Raw genomic sequence first — 20,159 nt, 5'->3', positions numbered from 1 at the left:
TCATGACTTCCACCGAGCTGCTCGCCGACGCCCTCGCCGCCTACGCCGCCGGTGACCGCGACCGGGCCGCCGAACTCGCCCGCCGTGCCGGGTCGCCGCTGGCGGACGAGCTGCGGATCTTCCTCGCCGGCGACAGCGCGGCGCCGGTGTACGACCAGCCAAGCGCGTTCACCGCGTTCATCCGCGGCGGCGGCAACGTCGAGCTTTACCGGCGGCTGAGCGACGAGCTGGCCGCCCGCTACGACGCCGCGAAGCCGGAGTCATTGCTCGACCTGGGCTGCGGGGACGGCCTCGCCGTCGTGCCCGCGCTGGAGCGGGCGGCGCACACCCCGGCGCGGATCGATCTGGTCGAGCCGTCGGGCGCGCTGCTCGACGACGTCCGCGAGCGCGTACCCGCAGCACAGTGCTGGCAGGCGACCGCTCAGGAGTTCCTGGCTCGGGACGACCTGGGCTGGGACTTCGCGCAGTCGACGTTCGCCCTGCAGTCCATCGAGCCGGAGCAGCGCGCCGAGGTGCTGCGCACGCTGCAGCCGCGGACCGGGACGCTGGTGCTCGCCGAGTTCGACGTCCCCGAGTACGCTGAAGGCTCGCCGGAGCACCTCCGGTCGCTGGCCGCGCGCTACGAGCGGGGTGTCGCCGAGTACGGCGCCGACGCCTCGCTGGTCGCCCAGGGCTTCCTGCTGCCGGTCCTGCTCGGCATCGTCTCCGGGCAGCGGCGGACGAACTGGGAGCACCCGGCCGAGGTCTGGGTGGCGCAGCTGAAGACGGCGGGCTTCACCGAGGTCGGCGTCGAACCGCTCGCCGGCTACTGGTGGTCGCCCGCCGTCCTGATCACTGCCTGCTGAGCGAGCCCGTCTCGAGGTGCTGGGCGAGCGGGCGCGGCAGCAGGTAGGCGACGCCGCCGCCGGGCAGCCCGCTCCACGGCTCGGTCACGCCGGTCAGCACCCGCACCGCGCGCTGCACCCGGTACAGCCGCCGGTCGCGCTCGCGGTCGAACGCCAGCGCCGTCTCGACGAACCGCGTCCCCTCCGCGTGCACCAGGTTGCCGGTCTCGTTGCCGAACCGGACGACCGTCGTGCCCGGCGCGAGCACGACCAGCCGCTTGCCCCGGTAGAAGTTCAGCGGCGGTTCGCCGCGCAGCGGCAGGATCGGCCAGTCGGCGGGCAGGTCGGACTCCTCCGCCGGTCGCGGCGGCAGCATCAGCAGCACGCCGAGCAGGAACCGGGCCGCGTCGCCGAGCGAGCCGAACGCCACCGGCTCGTCGGACGGCGGCCGCGACACCTCCCAGCCGTTCTCGGCGCGGCGAAGCGTCCAGACGCCCTCGGCGGGCATCTCGTTCGCGCCGATCCGGTACGCCGCGGGCGGCACGCCGTGCTCGGCGAGCCGCTGCTGGAGCAGCTCCAGCGTCTCGGCGCCCCGCAGGTTCCGCACCGGCTCACCCCGCGCGACGCGGGTCAGCGGCCGGTCGTCCGGCAGGTCGGCGGGGGTCTGCGGCGGCCGGGGACGGCCGAGCAGCTCCGCCTCCGCCGTCGCGCGGACGAGCTCGCCGACGAACGGCGGCCGGAACCCGGCCGCCCGGATGTGCTCGACCAGCTCCGGCTCCGGCGGCACGCCGTACTTGCGCAGGTAGTGCGGCACGGCCGCGGGCCAGATCCAGGTGCCGTCGGTGTGGAACGCGTTCGGCACGTCCGGCTTCGCGCCCGGCCCGCCGAAGATGTCCGGCAGCGGGGCGGGCCGGTGCAGTGCCACCGGCGACCGGAACAGGTAGTCGAGCACGCCGCGGACCTGGTCCGGCGGCACCGGCGGCCGGTTGACCACCGGGCGCTCGCCCTCGGCGTGCGAGTCGGCGGGTCGCGCGTGCCGGAACACGACGTCCAGCGGCAGCCCGGCCTTCGCGGTCAGCCACGCGGGCAGCTGCTTCGGCGCCCGCGGGAAGGTCGCCAGCTCCAGCTCGTAGGCGGCGGTCGACGGGCGGCCGCCGTCGTTCGGCGGCACCCGCCAGTCCGGCTCCCGCTCGGCGTCGAAGTCGAAGTCGAACTGCGACTGCGCGTCGAGGGTGAAGGTGCCCTGGAACCAGGTGCCGCCCTCCGGGTCGTACATCGCGGCCCGCAGCCGCGCGAACAGCCCGCCGAGCCGCGGCGCCGCGGGCAGCGACACCGACACCGGGCCGTCCTCGTCCCCGACCGCGCGAACCTCGATCTCGGCGTAGTCGCCGACCTGCCGGAACTGGGCCCCGACCCGCGCCCAGCCACCGGGCACGGTGTGCAGCAGCGTCCGGCCGATGGCGCGCAGCAGCGCGTTCTGGTCGCCGGTGCCCGGCTGCGGCCGCGCTTCCGGCGTCTCGGCGAAGTCCAGCCGCTGCTGCCACAACGCCGTGACCTGCTTGGCAGGCACGGTGACCGAGAAGTCGGTCAGGCCGAGCTGCGCGGCGCGGGCGGCGTCGTCGTGCACCCAGCGCAGCGTCAGCTCCGGCCGGTCGCCCGGCGCGATCTCGAAGATCTCGCCGTCGTACTCGGCGAAGGTGCGCAGCGTGAACGTCGCGGGCACCTCGCTCGCCGGCACGACCCGCGCCGGACGGCCGTCGTACTCCTTGTCGAACCCCTCGGGTGCCTCTTCCTCCGGCAGGACCGACAGCAGCACGGTGCCGTCGGTGGTCGACCGCTGCGCGCGGAAGGTCCCCTCACCCCACGTCGCATACAGGCCGTCCGGGCGTTCGGCCACTTCTACCCGGTAACGCACGTTTGTCCTCCCCGTCCCCAGTGACACCGGGAAACTTAGTCGACCGGGTACCGAGCGAACCACCGGTCGTCGCCCGGCGCATCCGGGCCGAACTCGGCGAGTGCGTCGTCCGCGAGGCCGATGATGACGTCCCGGAGTTCCAGCCGGTCGAGCCAGCTTTTCCGCAGGGCTTCCTCGCCGTACATCGCGCCGACGAGGTTGCCGCAGACCGAGCCGGTCGAATCGCTGTCCCCGCTGTGGTTGACCGCCGCGAGCAACGCCGTGTCGGCGTCGGCGGTGGTCAGCGCGACGTACACGGACATCGACAACGCCGTCTCGCCGACGTTGCCCTGCCCGAGCGACTCCAGCTTCTCCGGCGTCGGCGGCCCCAGTTCCGCCAGCGCCAGTGCCGCGTCGAGAGCCGCGCTCTGCTCCTCGTGCCCGGCGTGCTTCACCAGCTCCGCGCGTCCCGCCGCGACCGCGTCGGGCAGCGGCCTGCCGTGCAGCAGCTCGTGGACGATCACCGCGAAGCAGCCCGAGGACAAATACCCGCTCGGGTGACCGTGGGTCAGCGCCGCGCTCTCCGCGCCGAGCCGGAACACTTCGGCGAGGTCGTCCGACCACAGCGCGACCGGGGCCGCGCGCATCACGCCACCGCAGCCCTTCGAGTTGTTCACCGGCCGGTCGAGCGTGCCCCGCACCCCCGAGCGGCCGTACGCCTCCAGCTCGCCGAAGCAGGTCAGGCCGGGTGCGCGCCGGCTGAACAGCTCCTGGTGGGTGATCAGCCAGCCGTCCGGGGCTTCGACCTCCGACTGCGGCCCGCGGGCACGGTCCCACGGGACGCCCTGGGTGTGCAGCCAGCGCTGGTAGGCCATCTGCAGCGAGTGCACGACGTCGGCCGCCCCGGTCCGCCGCTGCTGGGCGTGTGCCCGGATCAGCGCTTCGAGCGTGAAGAGCGTCATCTGCGTGTCGTCGGTGATCCGGCCGACGCCGCCGTACGCGGGGATGAAGTCGGTGATGCCGTCCGGCCCGGCGATCTCGCGGATGCGGTCGATCGAGTCGAACTCCGTCTTGGCGCCCAGCGCGTCGCCGATCGCCCCGGCCAGCAGGCTGCCCCGCAGTCGCGATCGCAAGGAAGGTCCCTTCGGTTCGGGCGTGAAGCGGCCGCTCGGGTACCGGCGCTCCCACCGCGGGTGTTCCGCGGCCTCGGTCTGCAGGCCGGCGCGGTTGAAGTACCAGAAGACGTCGCCGGCGACGTCGTCGAGCAGGCCGAGGTCGGGCAGCGCGGCGACCCACGCGGCGGGCAGGCCCGGCACGCCGAGCCGGGCGCCGGCCAGTGCGCCCGCGATCGCGCCCGCCACCGGGCCCGACCGCGCGGCGAGCGTGATCGCCGCTTCCGGGTCGTGGCCGCGCTTGGCCGCGGCGAACAGCGCCCGGCCGAGGACCGACCGCACGCTCCGGCCGTCGCCGATGCTCTCCAGCTGGGTGACGTCGTCGGCGTGGCGGTCCCGGCGCAGCGCCAGCGTCGACTCGGCCAGGTCGCCGCCGACCTCGTGCAGGCGGATGTGCACCGGCAGCGCGAAGGTCTCCTCGGTGAGCAGGGCCTGGAACAACGCCACCAGCAGCTCGACGCCTTCGGTGACCTCGGCTCCGGCCGCGCTGCCGGTCAGCTCGCGGGCGATGTCCTTCGCGTACTGCTCGGGGTCGACGTTCGCCATGGCGACCGCGCTCGCCGGGGTCGCGGCCAGTGCCGTGGCCAGCAGCGCGGAGAACTCGGCGGGCGCCGGGCCCGCGTGCCGCGTCGCGACCGCGAGCCAGCCGTCCGGGTCCGGCCCGGGCAGCGTGGCCGGCACCTCGCCGGTCGGCACCGGCGGCAGGCCGCGCAGCACGGCGGAGGTGTGGAACAGCAGGTGCCGCGTCAGCCCGCCCAGCGGCAGCGGACCCGCCGGGTCGGCACCGCCGCCCAGCGCGTCCCCGATCGCGAAGCCGACGTACGCGCCGACGATCCGGTGCCACGCGAAGCGCCCGGCCGGGGTCCCGCCGGCGAAGAACTTCCCGAACGTCCACGGCACCGGCCGCGGCTGCGCGTCCTCGCCGACGTGCGCGATCAGCCCGTTCGCGGCCAGGTCGGCGGGCCATTCGGGAGCCTGCCCGGCCCGGCGCCGGACGCCGTTGCGGTACTGCCACGCGAACCCGCGCAGGTACCGCAGGCACTCGGCCGGCGTCAGCTCGAAGTGCTGGTCGCGGGCGTGGTCGACCGCGTACCGCAGGTGGCGGCGCAGCAGGTCGGGTGGTTCGACGCCGAACTCCGCGACCAGCGCGGGCAGCGCCTCGGCGACCTCGGGCCCGGCTTCCGGCGCGGGCTCCTCGACCCGCGGACGCGGCTCGGGCGCACCCCGGAATTCGGCCAGCTCGGCGGCGGAGAGGCTGCGGACCAGCCCGGTGCCGGGGTCGAGGGTCAGCCCGGACGACGACGGCAGCTCCCGGACCGTGGCCCGCCACCGCCGCGGGTACCGGCCGGGCACCTTCGCCGACGAGCTGTAGGCGATGACCTCCCGTTCAGCCTTGCCGGGCACCGGCCGCAGCAGCGGCTCCCCGTCGGGCAACGGCACGAGGACTTCGCAGTCGAGCAGGGCACGGACGAACTCGGCGCGGCTGATCCAGTTGACCGCGAAGTAGTTCAGCAGCTTCTCGGCGTCGGTCGACGGCTTCGGGTAGCCACGCCACACCGGGCCGGGCGTGTACTGCTCGTTGACGCGGTATTCGCCGGTGGCACCGGTCCAGCCGCGGACCGCCCGCACCGGGAGGTCCAGCTGGGGGAACGCCTTCTCGTCGAACTCCGGATCGACGTCCGGCCGCCACTGCGCTTCGGCGGGCGTGCCTGCCATCGCCGTCAGGTCGTAGCCGATCTCGCCGTCGTCCGGCACGAGCACCACCGGGCTGGGGAACAGTCCCGCGCCGATGTCGGTGCCGTCCAGGTACCCGGCCGCGTTGACCGTGAACGCCCAGCCGCCGTCGCGGCGCGCGGTGAACTCCGGCCGGATCCGCAGCCGGTCGCCGCCGGGCTGCGTGCGCAACCACTCCTGCACGCGCGCGACGGCTTCCTGTTCTTCCATTCTCCCCATCCTCGCGCTAGTGCCGCGGGTACCGCTCGATCCACGCGTCGCCGAGCGCGCTCAACGCCGAATGCCGGTCGAAGTGCCAGTAGACGTCCGAAGCGACGTTCTCCACCAGGTAGCGCAGCTCCAGCTGGTCGACCCACTTCTGCGGCAGCCCGGGAATCCCGGTGCGCGCGCCGAGCAGGGCGCCGGCGATCGCGCCGGTCAGCGCGCTGCGGCCGGAGTGGTTGACCGCGCGCAGCAGCGCCTGTTCCGGGTAGTTCTCGAAGCCCGACAACGCGGCGAACGCGCGGCCGAGCACCGACAGCGTCGTCTTGCCGTCGCCGATCAGCTCGGGCATCCGCAGGTCGGGCAGCCCGTGCTCGCCGAAGAACGGCACCGACTCGGCGACCATCTCCCCGATCGCCGTCCACTCCGGACCCTGCTGGTACTGGCTGTCCGGGTTGAGGATCTCGCGGCTGAGGTTCCAGATCGGGAAGCTGAACGCGTCCTTGGTCAGCGCCTGCTCGAACAGCCAGGTCAGGTAGGTCGCGGCGGCGAGGTCCTGCTCGCCGGGGTGGGTGACGCCGGCCAGCTCGCGCACCGCCTGCCGGGCGCCGCCGCTGAAGCCGCTGCCGGGCCCGGCCATGGTCAGCGCGGCGGGCAACGCCGGGATCAGCGCGGCCGGGCCGGTCATCGGCGCGCCCGCGGTCCCGGTCGCCAGCTGGTGGTAGCCGTTCAGCTCGGCGTCGTCGATGTCGCGCCGGGCGTGCAGGTCCGGGACCTGCACGAGCCAGCCGTCCGGGGCGTCCATCGGCGCGCCCTGGGTGCGCAGCCAGCGCTGCAGCGCCCCGCGGACGACGCCGGGGAAGAGCTGCTCGGCTTCGCGGGACTCCGGCTGCTCGCGGTGCGGGCTGCGGATCACGGCCTCGGTGTAGAACAGCAGCCGCTGCGTCAGCGAGCCGATCCGGCCGGGCTGGTCGAACGCCGGCAGCAGGTCGGTGACGCCGTCGATGCCGTACTTCGCGTGGATGTCGTGCAGCGGCATCCGGTCGACGGCCGCGCCGAGGGCCTCGCCGAGCGCGAAGCCGACGTAAGCGCCCGTGACGCGCTGCCAGCCGTAGCGGAAGCCGTCGAGGTCCCGCTCGAAGTACTTGCCGAAGGTGTCCAGCCGCGGGACGGTCCGCCCGGTGTTGTCGTAGGCCGGGGCCAGGCCGTTCGCGCGCAGGTCGTTGGGCTTGCTGCGCGGCGGTTCCGGCATGTTCATGCGCCGCAGCCACGACTCGCCGAGGATGGTCTTCGCGCACTCCTCGGCGGTCAGCTCGAAGCCGCGCTTGCGGGCCTTTTCGGCCGCCAGCAGCGGCGGCTTGACCGGCTCCGGCAGGCCCATCCGGGCCGCGGTCTCGGCCGCGACGCGGATCAGGTCCTCCTCGGCCTCCGGGCAGCGGCCGTGGAGGTCGATGCGCGGCTCGTGCCGCGGGAACCGCTTGACGATTTCGGCCAGCTCGCCGCTGGAGACGTCCTCGATGGTCGTCGGGCCGCCGTTGATCACCAGGTTCGGCGGGTGCTCGAACTCGGCCAGCGTCGCGACGTCGACCTTCCACCAGCCGTGCTCGCGCGCGGGCAGGTGCCGCGTCGAGCTGAACACCTTGAGTTCGTTGCGCTCCTCGGCGAAGTAGAAGCGGTCGGTCTTGCCGGTCTCCAGGTCGAGCGGGACGTACACCTCGCAGCGGATCAGCCCGATGAGCAGCAGCTCGCGGGTCAGCCAGCCGACGCTGGCGAACGACAGCAGCGTCTCGAGGGTGTTCTCCGGCTTCGGGTAGCCGCGGCGGATCGGCCCGGCCTTGTACTCGGGGTTCTCGCGCTCTTCGCCGGTCTGGTTGCCGTCGGCGTCGACCTTCACCCAGCCCGCGACGGCCTGCAGCGGCACGCCCAGCTCGCCCAGCCCGGCCTTGACGTACTCGGGGTCGACGACCTCGCGCCAGTTCTCCTGGCCGGGGAACGCCACCGGCACCGACAGCCCGCCGGGATGCGGGTGCGCCTGGCGCAGCTCGCCGTCCGGCTCGCGGACGACGACCGACGGCGGCGGGAAGATCTCCTTCTCCGGACGGCCCTCGTCGAGGAACGCGATGGTGTTGTAGGGCACCGACCAGCCCTCGGGGATGCGCAGCACCTTCTCGGTGTCCACCCGCAGGCCCGCGGGACCGGAGACGTCCGGGCCGTGCACCGCACGCAGCCACTGGCCGACCTTGGCAATCGCTTCCGCCGCTTCCACCTACTCGATCCTCTCCAGGCTTCCGTCGGACTCGTGCTCGGCGATCGTCTTCGGCAGCACGAAGGCCACCGCACCACCCGGCAGGTTCGCCCACGGGACCGTGATGCCGGTGATCACGTGCAGGGGGCGTCTCAACCGGTAGCTCCGCCGCACCCGCTCCCGTTCGAGCGGCAGCGACGTCGTGGCGAACCGTACCTCCCCGTGGTGGACGAGGTTGCCGGGTTCCTCGCCGAAGCGCAGGACGACCGTACCCGCCACCAGCCTGGTGATGCGCTTGTTGCGGAGCAGGGTGAGGGGAGGCTCACCCGGTGCCGGGTGCACCGGCCAGTCGTCCAGCTCCTTCGCGGTCTCCAGCGGTGTTTCGTGCCCGGCGGTCATCCGGGCGGGGTGCAGCAGCAACGCGCCCAGCAGCTGCTGCGCGGCGTCTTCGAGCCGGGCGAAGTACTTCGGCTCGCGTGGTTCGCCGCCGGCGTACGCGGCGACTTCCCAGCCGTCGGGCGTGTAGTTGAGGCACCAGGTGCCGTCCGCCCGGTCCCCGACGCGGTAGGCCTCGGGCCACACGCCGTGCTCGCCCAGCCGCTGCACCAGCACGGTCAGCAGCTCGTCGTCGGCGAGCTTCGGATCCGGCGTGGTCTCCAGCTCGGCGGCGACGTCCCCGGCGGTCTTCTTCACGTCGGCGCGGCCCGGCTTCGGCCGCGGCTTGCCCAGCAGGTCCGCCTCGGCGGTCCGGCGCACCAGCGGCTCGACGTACGGCGGCTGGAAGTGGTGGCGGCGGATGTGCGCGACCAGGTCCGGCTCGGGCGGCACGCCGTGCTCGGCGAGGAGGTCCGGCACCGCCGAGGACCAGATCCACGTGCCGTCGGTGTGGAAGCGCTCGCCGTCGACTTCGTGCACGACGGCTTCGCGTTCGAGGTACTGCAGGACCAGCGGCGCCTCGGTGTCGGTCAGCGGCGGCCGTTCGACGTCCGGCCCGCCGATCTCGGCGTGCCGGAAGACGACGCCCAGCGGCAGCCCGGCGCGCAGCCGCCACCAGTCGGGGATGTGCTCGTCGGCGCGCGGGAACGTGGCCAGCTCTTCGGGGTAGGCGGCGGCACCCGGCGCGTCCGTCCACAGTGGATCGTCGTCGAGCGCGAAGTCGAAGTCGAAGGTGCCGTCCGGGTGCAGCGTGAACCGCGCCTGCAGCCAGGTGCCGCGGCCCTCGGCGTACATCGCGGCCCGCAGTTCGGTGAAGAGGACGGCGAGTTCGTCCGGGGTCGCCGTGTTGTGGCCGACCAGCTCGGCGTGCTTGCCGACCTGGCGGAAGTCGGCGACCGCGGGCCGGGCGGCGTCGGACCGGTGCTCGCGGACGAGCCTGCCCAGCCGGACCAGGAGAGCGCGCTGCGCTTCGGGCGAATGTTCCACGTGAATCATTGCTCCGCGCGGCGGACCGGATACCTGCGCCGCGCTTCGAACGACGGCGGCTCCCCCGCGGCCCGCCGGGCGGCCTCGTCCTCCCACATCTTGAAGGTGCGCTGGTATATCGACCGGATCAGCGCGGCTTCCTGGGGTTCCAGGCGACGGCTTTCCCGCTTGCGGGCTTGTTCGTAGAGGCCGGCCACCGTCTCGTAGAGCGCGAAGATCGGCCCGTCCCCGGTCAGGTGGTAGTCCCGTTCCCGCTCGGTCTCCTGGACGAACCGCTCTTCGTCGAACGGGCCGCGGATGTCGGACTCGGTGGTCGACCAGACGACTTCGCGGATGTGGCTGTTGTCCTCCCGGAAGAACCCGGTGTCCAGATCGAGGATCGTGCCCGTGAGGCCGCCGTCGGGCGTCGAGTCGATCCGGTAGGTCTGGGCGTAGTACTTGAAGAACATCGGGGTCCGGAAGGCCATCAGCCGTCCTCCTCAGTGATCAGTCCTCGCCGCAGCGCTTCCTCGAACCGCCCGCGCACCTGCTCCACGATCGCCGCGTCGAGGGCCGCCTCCTCGGGGGACAACAGGCCTTCGCGGCCTTCCTTGCGGCTGAGTGTCTCGAAGTCGCGTCGCACTTCGTACAGCGCGTGCTCGTAGTCGGCGACGTCGTCGATGTCCTTCAGGTGCAGCCGCAGCTCGGCGACGTGCCCGTTGCCCAGCCGCACCGACATCTGCAGGTCGCGGTAGCCACTCGGTTTCGGGTCGGCGATCCGGTCCGCGAACTCGACGATCTGCACCCCGGGGTCCTGGCGCAGCTGGTCGAGCGCGCGGTAGAGGTCGGCCACCCGCGCGAACTGGATCCGGGCGCCGACGAGGTCGGTCAGGTTCGCGCCGTCGAAGCCGTACTTGCGGATCTTCGCCATCGCCCGCTCGTCTTCCTTGGGCTCCAGCCTGCCCTTGACGTCGCCGTCCTCTCCCGCGGCGCGCTCGGCGATGGCGTTCAGGGTGTCCTGGTTGTCGCGCCACCTCGCGCGTTCCTCGGCCAGCCACTGACGGCAGTAGGCCTCGTCGCCACGGCGTTCGCGGTCGAAGCTGCCCTGGACCATGTCGTCCCGGTCGGTCCCGGCGACCGTTTCCGCCACGTCGCCGACGATCGCGGCCTGCTCCGGCGTCGGTTCGAACGGCTCGACGCCGTCCTGGTGGACGTCGTCGATCACGGGGTAACCGCGCTGGTCCACCTCCCGGACGGCGTCCTCGAGGATCGGGATGGCCTCGGGGTGCTTGAGCAGGCTCTCGATGGTCTTCGGGTTGTCCAGCAGCGAGCGCGTCAGGTAGTCGTTGCCCGGCTCGCTCACGATCCGGACCAGCTCGGGATGCTGCCCGAGGTGCTCGCGGATGTACCCGGCCGAGGCGTGCCCGTCGAGCGCCGCGGCGACGTCGTCGCGGGCCAGGAACGCCTCGTGCGGCTGGGCCGAGCCGAAGCCGCCGTGGTCCGCGGTTCCCGTGCCGTGCTCGGGCTGGACGTGCACCTCGTCCGGCGTGCCGAGGTGCATCAGCTTGATGCTCTTCGGCGGCTGCGGCAGGTGCATGAGGTCCCCGGACTGCGGGTCGATGAACGCGACCCCGTCCGGCGTGTGCACGACCATCGCGACGTGTCCGTACACGACGCCGTTCGGGCCCTCGTACTTCACCGCGATCACGGCGTGGTGATCGTGGGCCTTCTCCCGCATCTCGCGGATGACGTCGTCGTAGCCGTCCCGCGCGGAGAACGTCTCGCCGAAGCGGCCTTCGAGGTGTTCGAGCGTGCCGCGGGTGCCCATCTCGTGCGGCAGGATCGGCTCGGCCGTCATGTCACCGCCGCGCAGCCGGTCCATGTAGGGCTCGGGGCCGCGCGTGCAGTTCGTCATGTAGCCGTTTTCGAAGGCACCCGGCTCGCGGAAGCCCGGGTTGACGTCGCGCAGGTGCGGGAGCCGGTCCTGGACGAAGGCCGCGCGCTCGCTCTCCGTCGTCCCGGCGGCGTGGATGGCCCGTTCCGCCGGCGGGTTCGTCGCCCGCGCCAGCCGCGAGTAGTCGTGCACCGGCGAGGGCGCCGTCGGCGGCTCGGGCGCAACGTCCTGGACGGTGTCGTGGACCTTCGGCTGTTCCGGCGGCGCCGCGACGTGCTCCGGCTCGGTGCCGCCCAGCAGCCGTTCCATGATCGCGGCCTGCTTGCGCCGTTCGAACTCGGGCGCGTTGTGCTCGTTCTCGGCGCGCCGCTCGGCCATCTTCTGCTTCGCGGTCTCGGGGTCGAGGTACCGCGGGTGGCCGGGGCCGATCTCCTCGGCCACGATGACCCACTTGCGGCGGCCGTCGACGATCTCCAGCCGCTTCTCGTGGATGAGCAGCTGGGTGCCGGGTGGCGACAGCGTCTCGCGCTCGCCGGGGTTCTCGGCGAGCTTCGAGATGTCGCGCAGGTTGTCCGACCGGATGTGCAGCTCGACGTCGTCGCCGAACTTCGACGTCGAGAACTCGCCGGTCTTGATCGACGCGCTGGAGAACGCGGGCTCGACGACCACCGAGCCCGGTTCGTACGGCTTGGCGACCAGGTCGGCCAGGTGCGCGTCGCCGCGGACGTCGAAGGCGCGGACGGCTTCCCCGGACTCGCGTGCGACCTGGTTGAGGCCGTCCATGATCGCGCGGGCGTTCTGCTGCGCGAGGTCGAACCCGGGATGCTCGGGACCGCGGCGCAGGGCCTCGTTGACGTCGTAGGCGTACTCGCCGCGCGTGTAGCCGTGCAGCGCGACGGCGCCTTCGTCGGTCAGGTGCGCCAGGTTCTCCGCGGCGTCGCGCTTGGCCAGCGCGTGGTCGTGGATCTCCTGGTAGAGGTCGTCGTTGCCGACCGCGCGGCGGATGCTCTCGTGGTCGGCGGGCGTCCCGCGGTGGTCGTCGTCGAAGAGGTAGCCCTCGTCGTGCACGACCCGCTCGGGCGCCGGGTTGAGCCGGTCGTCGATGGCCGAGGTCTCGTGGTGGACCGGGGCTTCCCCGCCCCCGAGCGGCAGCGTGTGGATGTTCGAGGCGCCGGGCGGCAGCTCCGCCAGCCGTCCGGTGACGGGATCGACGAACGCGATCCCGTGCTCGGTGTGCACGGCGGCGACCAGCCGCGACTCCCCGGCGTGTTCGAAGGCGACGGCCGCGCGGGCACCGACGGGACGTTCGCCCAGCTCACCGGCCACCCGGTCGAAGCTGTCCCGGCTGCTCCACTGGCCGCCGAGCTGCTCGCTGACGTGCGCGAGCCCCCGCTGCTGCGACGGCCCGGCCACGACGTCCTCGCCGTTCATCCGCCGCTCGAAGGCGACCATCGACTCGGCGGCGTTGGTGCGGTAGCCGTTGGCGAGACCGTCCGGGCTGTAGTGGTTGCGGGTGTTGACCGCCCCCAGTTCCGGAACGGCATCCCGCACGAACCGCGCATGCTGCTGCGGAGTCTCGACGGACCCGGCATGCACGACGGGCGTGCCGCCCGGCGCGAGCGGCTCGGCGAGCTGCGACCAGCCACCCGCGGGCTCCCCGGTGGCGGGCGGAGGCCGTTCGGGCAGCGGCGGAGCACCCGGCTCGTCGAAGGGGTTGATCTTCGACGCCAGGTCGTTGCTCGGCCGGTGCTGGGGGTTCTCCTGGTAGAACTTCTCGAGCTTGGCGTCGGCTTCCCGCTGGAACCGCGCTTCGTCGGCCTGCTCCCCGGCCCGCCGCTCGTCGATCGCCCGCCGCGCGTCGGCCTCCCCGAGGTGCCGCGGATCCCCTGGCGGGATTTCCTCGGCATGCACGACGTAGTGCGGTTCACCCCGCACGGGCTTCGGCTTGTGGTTGGGATGCCCGGGTCCCTCTTCGATGCCGGTGATCTTGAACTGCGTCCCGGCCTTGAAGAGGACTTCCCGCTCGTGCCCGAGACTGGCCAGCGCTTCGACGTCCCGGCCGGTCTTCGACTGGATCCGCATCTCGACTTCACCGGGGAAGGTGCTGCGCGGATGCTCGGCATCGACCTTCGACGAGCTGAGGAACGACGGTTCGGTGATGTGCGCACCGTCGTGGAACCGAGCCAGGAAGGCCTGAAGCCGCGAAAGATCACCCTTGAAGTCGACCCGCCGCGAGACAAGCCCTTCATGCGGCGGCAGCTCGTTCAGCCCCGAGACGAGCGCGGCCGCCTGAGGAGCGAGGTGGGCGAGTTCGGGACTGCCTGTCCGCAGAGCGTGGTTGAGCGGCCCGACCATCTCGGTCCGCGTGTAGGCATGCACGGCCACGGCCCCGGCGTCGGACATGCCGGGATGCCACCGGTCACGCTTTTCGAGCGCTTCGCGGTGGACCTGTTCGTGCCGCCACTCACCGTCCTGGTGACTCGTCTTCGCGGAGTCGATGAAGGTGTCTTCGATCCGCCGGATCCCTTCGGGATCGTCAGTGCGGAAGTGCTCATCGGTGAGGTAGGGCTCGTCTGGGCCGGTGTGCCTGTGTTCGGGCGTGGGCCCGGGTTCGTCAGCGGGAGCAGGCTGCTGTTCGTTGGCCGGGGTTTCGTGTTCGGTGGGCCGCTGTTCGCCGGTCGGAGTTTCGTGCTCGGTTGTGGGCGCCTCGGTGGGGGTGTGCTCGGCCGCGGCTGGTTCGTGTTCGGCGGGCCGCTGTTCGCTGGTGGGGGTCTCGTGTTCGGCTGTGCGCGGCTCGGTGGGGGTGTGCTCGGCCGTGGCTGATTGGTGCTCGGCGGGGCGCTGTTCGTGGGCCGGAGTCGCGGGCTCGGCTGTGCGCGCCGGTTCCTCAGGCGAGGTGTGCTCGGCCGTGGCGGGTTGGTGCTCGGCGGCCGGCTGTTCGCTGGTTGGGGTTTCGTGCTCGGTTGTGGGCGCCTCGGTGGGTGTGTGCTCTCCCGCGGCTGGTTCGTGCTCGGCGGGGCGCTGTTCGCCGGTCGGGGTTTCGGGCTCGGCTGTGCGTGCCGTGTCCTCGGCCGGGGTGTGCTGCTCGGCGGCGTGCTCGTCCGCACGCGGCCCCTGCTCGGCGGGCTGCTGCTCGCGGGCTGGGGTTGCGTGTTCGGCAGACCGCTCGCCCGCCAGCGTGTCCTGCTCGGCGAGGTGCTGTTCCGCGGGCACGTGATGGGTCGGCCCTTCCGGCACCTGCCCGGCCGCGGGCTCGACCGGCCGCGGCTGTTCCGGCGCACGCTCCATCGGCCGCGGCTGCTCGAACCGCGGCTGCGGAACCTGCGGCGTCCCAGCCGGACGGACCGGTCCCAGCCGCAGCTCCTGCGGCGGCACCGGCGGGCGGCCACCCGGCGGAGGCGGCATCGGCGGCCGTCCGCCGCCGGCGGGGCCCGGACCCTGCGGTCCCCGAGGCTGGCTCGGGTACCCCGCGGGCCGCTGCCCACCCTGCGGCGGCATCCGTCGCGGATCCTGCGCAGGCATCCCAGGCTGTCCCCCGGACGGCTGCGGTCCCGCAGGCTGCCCACCCCGCGGCGGCGACTGCCAGTTCGGCCCACCCGGCTGCCGGGGTGGCGCGCCCGGACCATTCATCGGCGGCTGGCCGCCCTGAACCGGTCCGGTCGGTGGGTGATTGCTCGGGTGTGGTTGACCGCCCTGGGCTGGTCCGGCCGGTGGCCGGCCGTTCGGGCCGATCGGTGATTGGCCTTGGACCGGTCCGGGCTGCGGGTGTCCGCCCAGGTGCGGTTGGCCGTTCGGTCCGATCGGTGGTTGGCCGCCCCGCACTGGTCCGGTCTGCGGCTGGCTGATTGGTGCTTGGCCCTGGGCGGGGCCTGCCTGCGGCTGGCTGACCGGATGCGGCTGGCTGATTGGTGCTTGCCCCTGGACCGGGCCAGCCTGCGGGTGTCCGCCCGGATGCGGCTGGCTGATTGGTGCTTGGCCCTGGGCGGGGCCTGCCTGCGGCTGGCTGACCGGATGCGGGTGGCCGATCGGTGCTTGCCCCTGGACCGGGCCTGTCTGCGGGTGTCCGCCCGGATGTGGTTGCCCGACCGGTGGTTGGCTGCCCCTGACTGGCCCAGTCTGCGGGTGGCTGACCGGGTGTGGTTGCCCGTTCGGGCCCATGGGCGGCTGGCCGCCCGGCTGTGGCCGGCCACTCTGGGCCGGGTGACGTGGTCCTGCCTGCGGGTGTCCGCCCGGCGTTGGCTGGCCGTTCGGGCGCGGCGCCGGCCGTCGACCCTGCGACGGTGCCTGCGCGCCACCCGGCGGCTGCTGCTGGAACATCCGCCGGGGGTCCGGCGGCCGCGGTCCCCCGGCCTGCGGTGACATCGGGGGCTGGTGCTGTCCGGCCGGTGGCGGGGGTGGGGGCGTGAACCCGCCCGGTGCCTGCTGCGGCGACGGTCCGTTCTGGAACTGCCCACCGGCCTCCGCCGCGAACGGCTGGCTCTGGCCGCCGGTGAAGCCGGCCGCTCCCACGTTGTCCTGGGGACGTCCGACGCTCGGACGCGCCGGTTCCGGGCCGTGGCCCGGGGGTGGGGCCATGCCGTAGCCGCCCTGGGACGTCCCGCTCGGGGAACCGCCGCCCGTGGCCTCCGCCCGATGCGATTCGGGTTGCGGGGAAGCCGGACGTTCCGTCTCGCCCGGGTGCGACGGCTCGGCGGACTGCCGCTCCGGGGCCGGGGGCTCCTGGCTCGGCGTGCTCTCCGCGCGCTGCTGAGTTTCGGCCTCCCGGCGAACCTCCGGCTCGGACGCCGCCCTCGTCTCCGCCGCCGACGCCTCCCGCCGCGGCTCAGGCTCAGACGGCGTTTCTCGCCGCGGTTCCGGCTCGGCTGGCGCCTCTCGTCGCGCCTCCGGCTCCGACGGCGTTTCTCGCCGCGGCTCGGGCTCGGCTGGCGCCTCTCGCCGCAGCTCGGGCTCGGAAGGCGCCTCCCGTCGCGGTTCAGGCTCGGACGGCGTTTCTCGCCGTGGTTCGGGCTCCGAGGACGACTCGCGTCGCGACTCCGGCTCCGACGCCACTTCGCGCCGCTCGGGTTCCGCCGCAGACCGTGGCTCTTCCCGCCGCGCCTCTTCGCCGCGCGACTCCGGCTCCGACGACGCTTCCCGTCGCGACTCCGGCTCGCCGGCGGACTCGCGCTCCGAAGAAGACTCCCGCGACTCGGGCTCCGAAGAACCCTCCGAAGAGGACTCCCGCCGCGACTCGGAAGACTCCGAAGACTCGGAAGCCGAAGAAGACTCGGAACTCCCGGAAGACCCCGACTCCCCATCAGCCCGCGGAATGTTCGCCTCGTGCACCGAGTGCATCTGCTCCTTGGCGCCCCCGACAGCACCCCCGACCGCCCCGCTGGACGCGCCCATCAGCAGCTGCTCCGGCGTCAACGACCCCAGATCCCCGGTGACCGCCGCCTGCCCGACCGTCTGCGCGACCCCCTCGACCGCTCCCCGGGCTCCCGCGCGCATCGCCGCGTCCGCAACCTGCCCGGCGGCACTGTGCGAAAGCCCTTCGGTCGCGCCGCGGCCGATCGAACCCGAGGCCGCTCCCACGACTCCGCCGACCGCTCCGGAGATTGCCGCGTCCGAGGTCTTCGACCAGTCCCAGTTCTTGCGGTCGCCCTTGGCCATCTGGAGGCCCTGGATGCCCGCGTCCATGCCGAGGTTGATCGCCTCGTTCTTGAGGACCTCCATGCCGATCTTCTTGAGGCCCTGCTTGAGCAGTTTCTCCAGCAGCTCCTTCGCGACCTGCTTGAACCCCTGCTGCGCCAGCTTCTCGAGCAGCTGCCGGAACAGCATCTGCACGGTCATCCGGGTGGCGATCTGGGCGGGCGCGATGCCTGCCGTCGAGCCGCCGAACGTCACCGCTGCCGCCGCGATCATCGCCGCGATCTGGGCCGCCAGCACGATCAGCGAGATGATGATCATGTACTTCGTGTACTCGACGTCCAGTGCCGTCTGGTCGCACGAGTCGCCGAGGGCCTTGGCCGCGTCGGCCAGCTGCTTGAAGTACGCCTCGTCGCCTTCGACGAACTTCTTCCACTGCTCCGCGAACGCGTCGGCGCCGTCGCCGGTCCAGTTGTCGCGGATGCCCTGCGCGGCCTTGTTGCCCGCTTCCGACGCCGGTGCGATCGCCGCCGACGCCGTGTGCCACGCGTCCCGCAGCGCGCGCAGCTTGGTCTCGTCGCCCTCCGGCCAGCTTTCGCCGACGACGATCGGCAGCAGCCACTTGACCGCGTCGGGCATCTCCACCCCCACGCGTCATTGCCCCTTGCTCAGCTGGGACGTCACGTCCTCGTCGGCGCCCGACAGGGCCTTCATCGACTTGGCGACGTTCTGCTGCATCCCCCGCAACCCCTGCACGAGGTTGGTGAACCCTTCGACGGCGCCCTGCGCCCCCGGCACGTAGTCCTTGGCGAACTCCTTGCCGGACTCGTCGCCGCCCCAGCATTCGCCCTGTGCGGCGAGCGCGCCCTGCAGTGCCTTGACCGCGTTGTCGAGCCCGTCCGCGGCCGTGATCAGGCCGTTCGACGCGCGCAGCACCGCGTCCGGCTCCGCGGTGAAACCGGCTCCCCCCGCCGGCATCAGTTACCCCTCGTCATCCAGGACGACGGCGGTTCTTCCTCTTCGTCGTCACGAGGTGGGCGGACGCGCTTGGGCGCGGGCTTGGGCGCAGGCATCGGTGGCGGAGGCGGTGCCTGTTCGTTGCGCAGGATCGAGCCGCCGTCTTCGAACGACTCCGGGCGCGGTGGCGGGGGCGGCTCTTCCTCGGCGAAGTCCGGGATCGGCGGCACCAGCCCGGCCAGCGACGGCGCGCCCTCGACCAGGTCGGCGAGGTCGGGCAGGCCTTCGGTGATCGGCGCCATCAGGTCCGCGATCTTCTGCTTGACCTGCAGCGATCCCTGCCGCACCAGGGTCTGGACGGTGTTCGCGAGCTGCGCGGGCGTCGTGCGCTCGAACGTGCTCGGCGCGAACTCGAGCTTCGCGAGGCTGCCGCCGGCGTCGATGGTTGCGCGGACGAGCCCGTCGGGGGACGTCACCTCCGCCGTCGTCGCGGCGGCCGCGGCCTGGGCGTCGCGCAGCTGCGCGGTCTGCCGCTCGAAGTTCTCCAGGAGGGTGTCCATCCGGTCCTTCATCGCGGCATTGCGTGCTTCGAGCTGCGCACGGTCGTCGCCGGCGGTGGTCACAGGTGCCCCCGGTGTCCCTCGAACCTACTAATGACTAAGGGGCACCCTAATGCCAATGGAGCAGTCCCGGTGACCGGTTCGGGTGTTTGCCTCAGCGAATCGTGCGCCGCCGGGCGAGCAGGTACCCGGCCCCGCCGACGAGGTAGCAGACCGTCGCGGCGATGAGCAGGCCCGGCGAGCGGCCGTCGGCCGGGACGACCAGCGCGGCCAGCGAAACCGCCGCCACCTGCGTGATGTTGAAGAGCGTGTCGTACAGCGCGAACACCCGGCCGCGGGCTTCGTCGGCGACGTCGAGCTGGATCGACGAATCGACACAGAGCTTCAGCACCTGCCCGGCGCCGGTGATGAGGAACGCCGCCAGCAGCGCCAGTGGCAGCACCATCGGCAGGCCCAGCGCCGCCTGGGCGGCCGCGGCCAGCACCAGCGCGCCGAGCACCGCGCGGAGCCGTCCGAAGACGCGGACCAGCCGCGCGGTCAGCAGGCCGGCCAGCAGCAGCCCGGCACCGCCGAGCGCGGCCATCTGCCCGAGCCCGGGCAGGCCGGCGCGGAAGACGCCGTTGTCGGTGAAGTGGTTGCGCATCAGCAGCACGGTGACCAGCAGCGACACCCCGAACGACGCCCGGTGCGCGAACAGCGCGACGAACCCGGCCGTGACACTGGGGGCGCGCCAGGCGTGGCGGGCGCCGTCGGCGAGCCCGCGCGCGACCGCCAGCACCGGGTTCGGCGGCTCGTCGACCACCGACGGCCCGAGCAGGCCACGCGCGAACCCGCGCGCGAGGAACGCCGAGACCAGCGTGCCGAGCACGGCGAACGCCGTGGTCTCCGCCGAGCCGACGTCACCGCTGCCGAACAGCGCCCGCAGGCCGATCGCGCAGCCGCCGCCCAGGACGGCGACCACCGAGCCGAGCGTGGTGGCGAACGCGTTCGCCGTCACGACGCTTTCTTCCTCGACGACGTGCGGCAGCGACGCCGAGAGTCCGGAGCCGATGAAGCGCGTGATCCCTTCCGCGGCCAGTGCCAGCGAAAACAGCCCGAACCCGCCGAAGCCGAAGCCGACGGCGGCGGCCGCGGCGACGATCGCGAGGCCGCGCAGGAGGTTCGCGAAGACGAGCACCCGGCGGCGGTCCCACCGGTCCAGCAGCGCACCGGCGAAGGGCCCGACGACGGAGTACGGCAGCAGCAGCGCGGCGAACCCGCCCGCGATGGCCAGCGGATCGGCGCCGCGTTCGGGGTTGAACAGCACGGCGCCGGCGAGCCCGGCGCGGAAGACGCCGTCGCCCCAGCTCGCCGCGAAGCGCGTGAACAGCAGACGCCGGAAGTCCGGGTCCTTGAGCAGCTCCCGAGGGCCTCTTCGCGCTGTTGCCGACTGGGCGCTGATCGTCACGATGCCAGAGTAAAGGGTGGCCGACGCACTAAGGTCGCCTCTCGGCGGCTATGCGCAGTGTGGCTCCAGCCGGACGGTATTCCACAAAGGCGGTTCTTCAGTGAGCCCGGGGGACACGGAGTGCGCCGGCCACATGTTTCGAACGAGGCTGATGGGACGATTGTTCCCGAGCCGAAGTAATTCGCCGGGCCAGGGGTGGGAT

10 protein-coding genes are annotated in these 20,159 nt (G+C 72.9%); 1 reads left to right on the top strand and 9 read right to left on the bottom strand.

Annotation, left to right across the window (positions count from 1 at the left end):
• The first annotated feature begins 2 nt into the window (after window positions 1–2).
• On the top strand, window positions 3–845 hold the full coding sequence (locus ABJI51_RS19430) for a class I SAM-dependent methyltransferase (RefSeq protein WP_348952466.1): 843 nt from the start codon (window positions 3–5) through the stop codon (window positions 843–845).
• Here the strand turns inward: ABJI51_RS19430 and ABJI51_RS19425 are convergent.
• The 9 genes from ABJI51_RS19425 to ABJI51_RS19385 all read right to left on the bottom strand — a co-directional run bounded on the left by ABJI51_RS19425 (window position 832) and on the right by ABJI51_RS19385 (window position 19,957).
• Window positions 832–2,739, bottom strand: coding sequence for a TNT domain-containing protein (locus ABJI51_RS19425; protein WP_348952465.1), 1,908 nt, complete (start codon window positions 2,737–2,739; stop codon window positions 832–834). The two genes, ABJI51_RS19430 and ABJI51_RS19425, sit on opposite strands and share 14 nt — an antisense overlap.
• Window positions 2,740–2,774: 35 nt before the next feature.
• Window positions 2,775–5,834 carry an ADP-ribosylglycohydrolase family protein gene (locus ABJI51_RS19420; protein ID WP_348952464.1) on the bottom strand — a complete coding sequence of 1,020 codons (3,060 nt, stop codon included), beginning with the start codon at window positions 5,832–5,834 and terminating at the stop codon, window positions 2,775–2,777.
• 16 nt (window positions 5,835–5,850) lie between these two features.
• Window positions 5,851–8,091: an ADP-ribosylglycohydrolase family protein gene (locus ABJI51_RS19415; protein ID WP_348952463.1), complete on the bottom strand. Its 2,241-nt coding sequence runs from the start codon at window positions 8,089–8,091 to the stop codon at window positions 5,851–5,853.
• On the bottom strand, window positions 8,092–9,501 hold the full coding sequence (locus tag ABJI51_RS19410; protein ID WP_348952462.1) for a TNT domain-containing protein: 1,410 nt from the start codon (window positions 9,499–9,501) through the stop codon (window positions 8,092–8,094).
• Entirely contained in the window at window positions 9,498–9,959 is a 462-nt protein-coding gene (locus ABJI51_RS19405; RefSeq protein ID WP_348952461.1) for a hypothetical protein, read from the bottom strand. The genes ABJI51_RS19410 and ABJI51_RS19405 overlap by 4 nt, the downstream gene beginning before the upstream one ends.
• Window positions 9,959–17,632 (bottom strand): WXG100-like domain-containing protein, encoded by a 7,674-nt coding sequence (locus ABJI51_RS19400; protein ID WP_348952460.1) that lies wholly within the window; start codon window positions 17,630–17,632, stop codon window positions 9,959–9,961. The genes ABJI51_RS19405 and ABJI51_RS19400 overlap by 1 nt, the downstream gene beginning before the upstream one ends.
• A gap of 15 nt (window positions 17,633–17,647) precedes the next feature.
• On the bottom strand, window positions 17,648–17,971 hold the full coding sequence (locus ABJI51_RS19395) for a WXG100 family type VII secretion target (RefSeq protein ID WP_348952459.1): 324 nt from the start codon (window positions 17,969–17,971) through the stop codon (window positions 17,648–17,650).
• Window positions 17,971–18,573, bottom strand: coding sequence for a YbaB/EbfC family nucleoid-associated protein (locus ABJI51_RS19390; RefSeq protein WP_348952458.1), 603 nt, complete (start codon window positions 18,571–18,573; stop codon window positions 17,971–17,973). Before ABJI51_RS19390 ends, ABJI51_RS19395 begins: the two co-directional genes overlap by 1 nt.
• 91 nt (window positions 18,574–18,664) lie before the next feature.
• Window positions 18,665–19,957 carry an MFS transporter gene (locus tag ABJI51_RS19385; protein ID WP_348952457.1) on the bottom strand — a complete coding sequence of 431 codons (1,293 nt, stop codon included), beginning with the start codon at window positions 19,955–19,957 and terminating at the stop codon, window positions 18,665–18,667.
• Window positions 19,958–20,159: the final 202 nt, after the last annotated feature.

The sequence above is a fragment of the Amycolatopsis melonis genome (assembly GCF_040064235.1).
GTDB classification, from domain to species: Bacteria; Actinomycetota; Actinomycetes; order Mycobacteriales; family Pseudonocardiaceae; genus Amycolatopsis; species Amycolatopsis melonis.
This window is presented reverse-complemented; position numbering and strand designations above follow the sequence as displayed.

Coding starts and splice junctions, on each gene's coding strand:
- ABJI51_RS19430 (WP_348952466.1), top strand. CDS start 3: ATGACTTCCACCGAGCTGCTCGCCGACGCCCTCGCCGCCTACGCCGCC.
- ABJI51_RS19420 (WP_348952464.1), bottom strand. CDS start 5,834: ATGGAAGAACAGGAAGCCGTCGCGCGCGTGCAGGAGTGGTTGCGCACG.
- ABJI51_RS19410 (WP_348952462.1), bottom strand. CDS start 9,501: ATGATTCACGTGGAACATTCGCCCGAAGCGCAGCGCGCTCTCCTGGTC.
- ABJI51_RS19405 (WP_348952461.1), bottom strand. CDS start 9,959: ATGGCCTTCCGGACCCCGATGTTCTTCAAGTACTACGCCCAGACCTAC.
- ABJI51_RS19400 (WP_348952460.1), bottom strand. CDS start 17,632: ATGCCCGACGCGGTCAAGTGGCTGCTGCCGATCGTCGTCGGCGAAAGC.
- ABJI51_RS19395 (WP_348952459.1), bottom strand. CDS start 17,971: ATGCCGGCGGGGGGAGCCGGTTTCACCGCGGAGCCGGACGCGGTGCTG.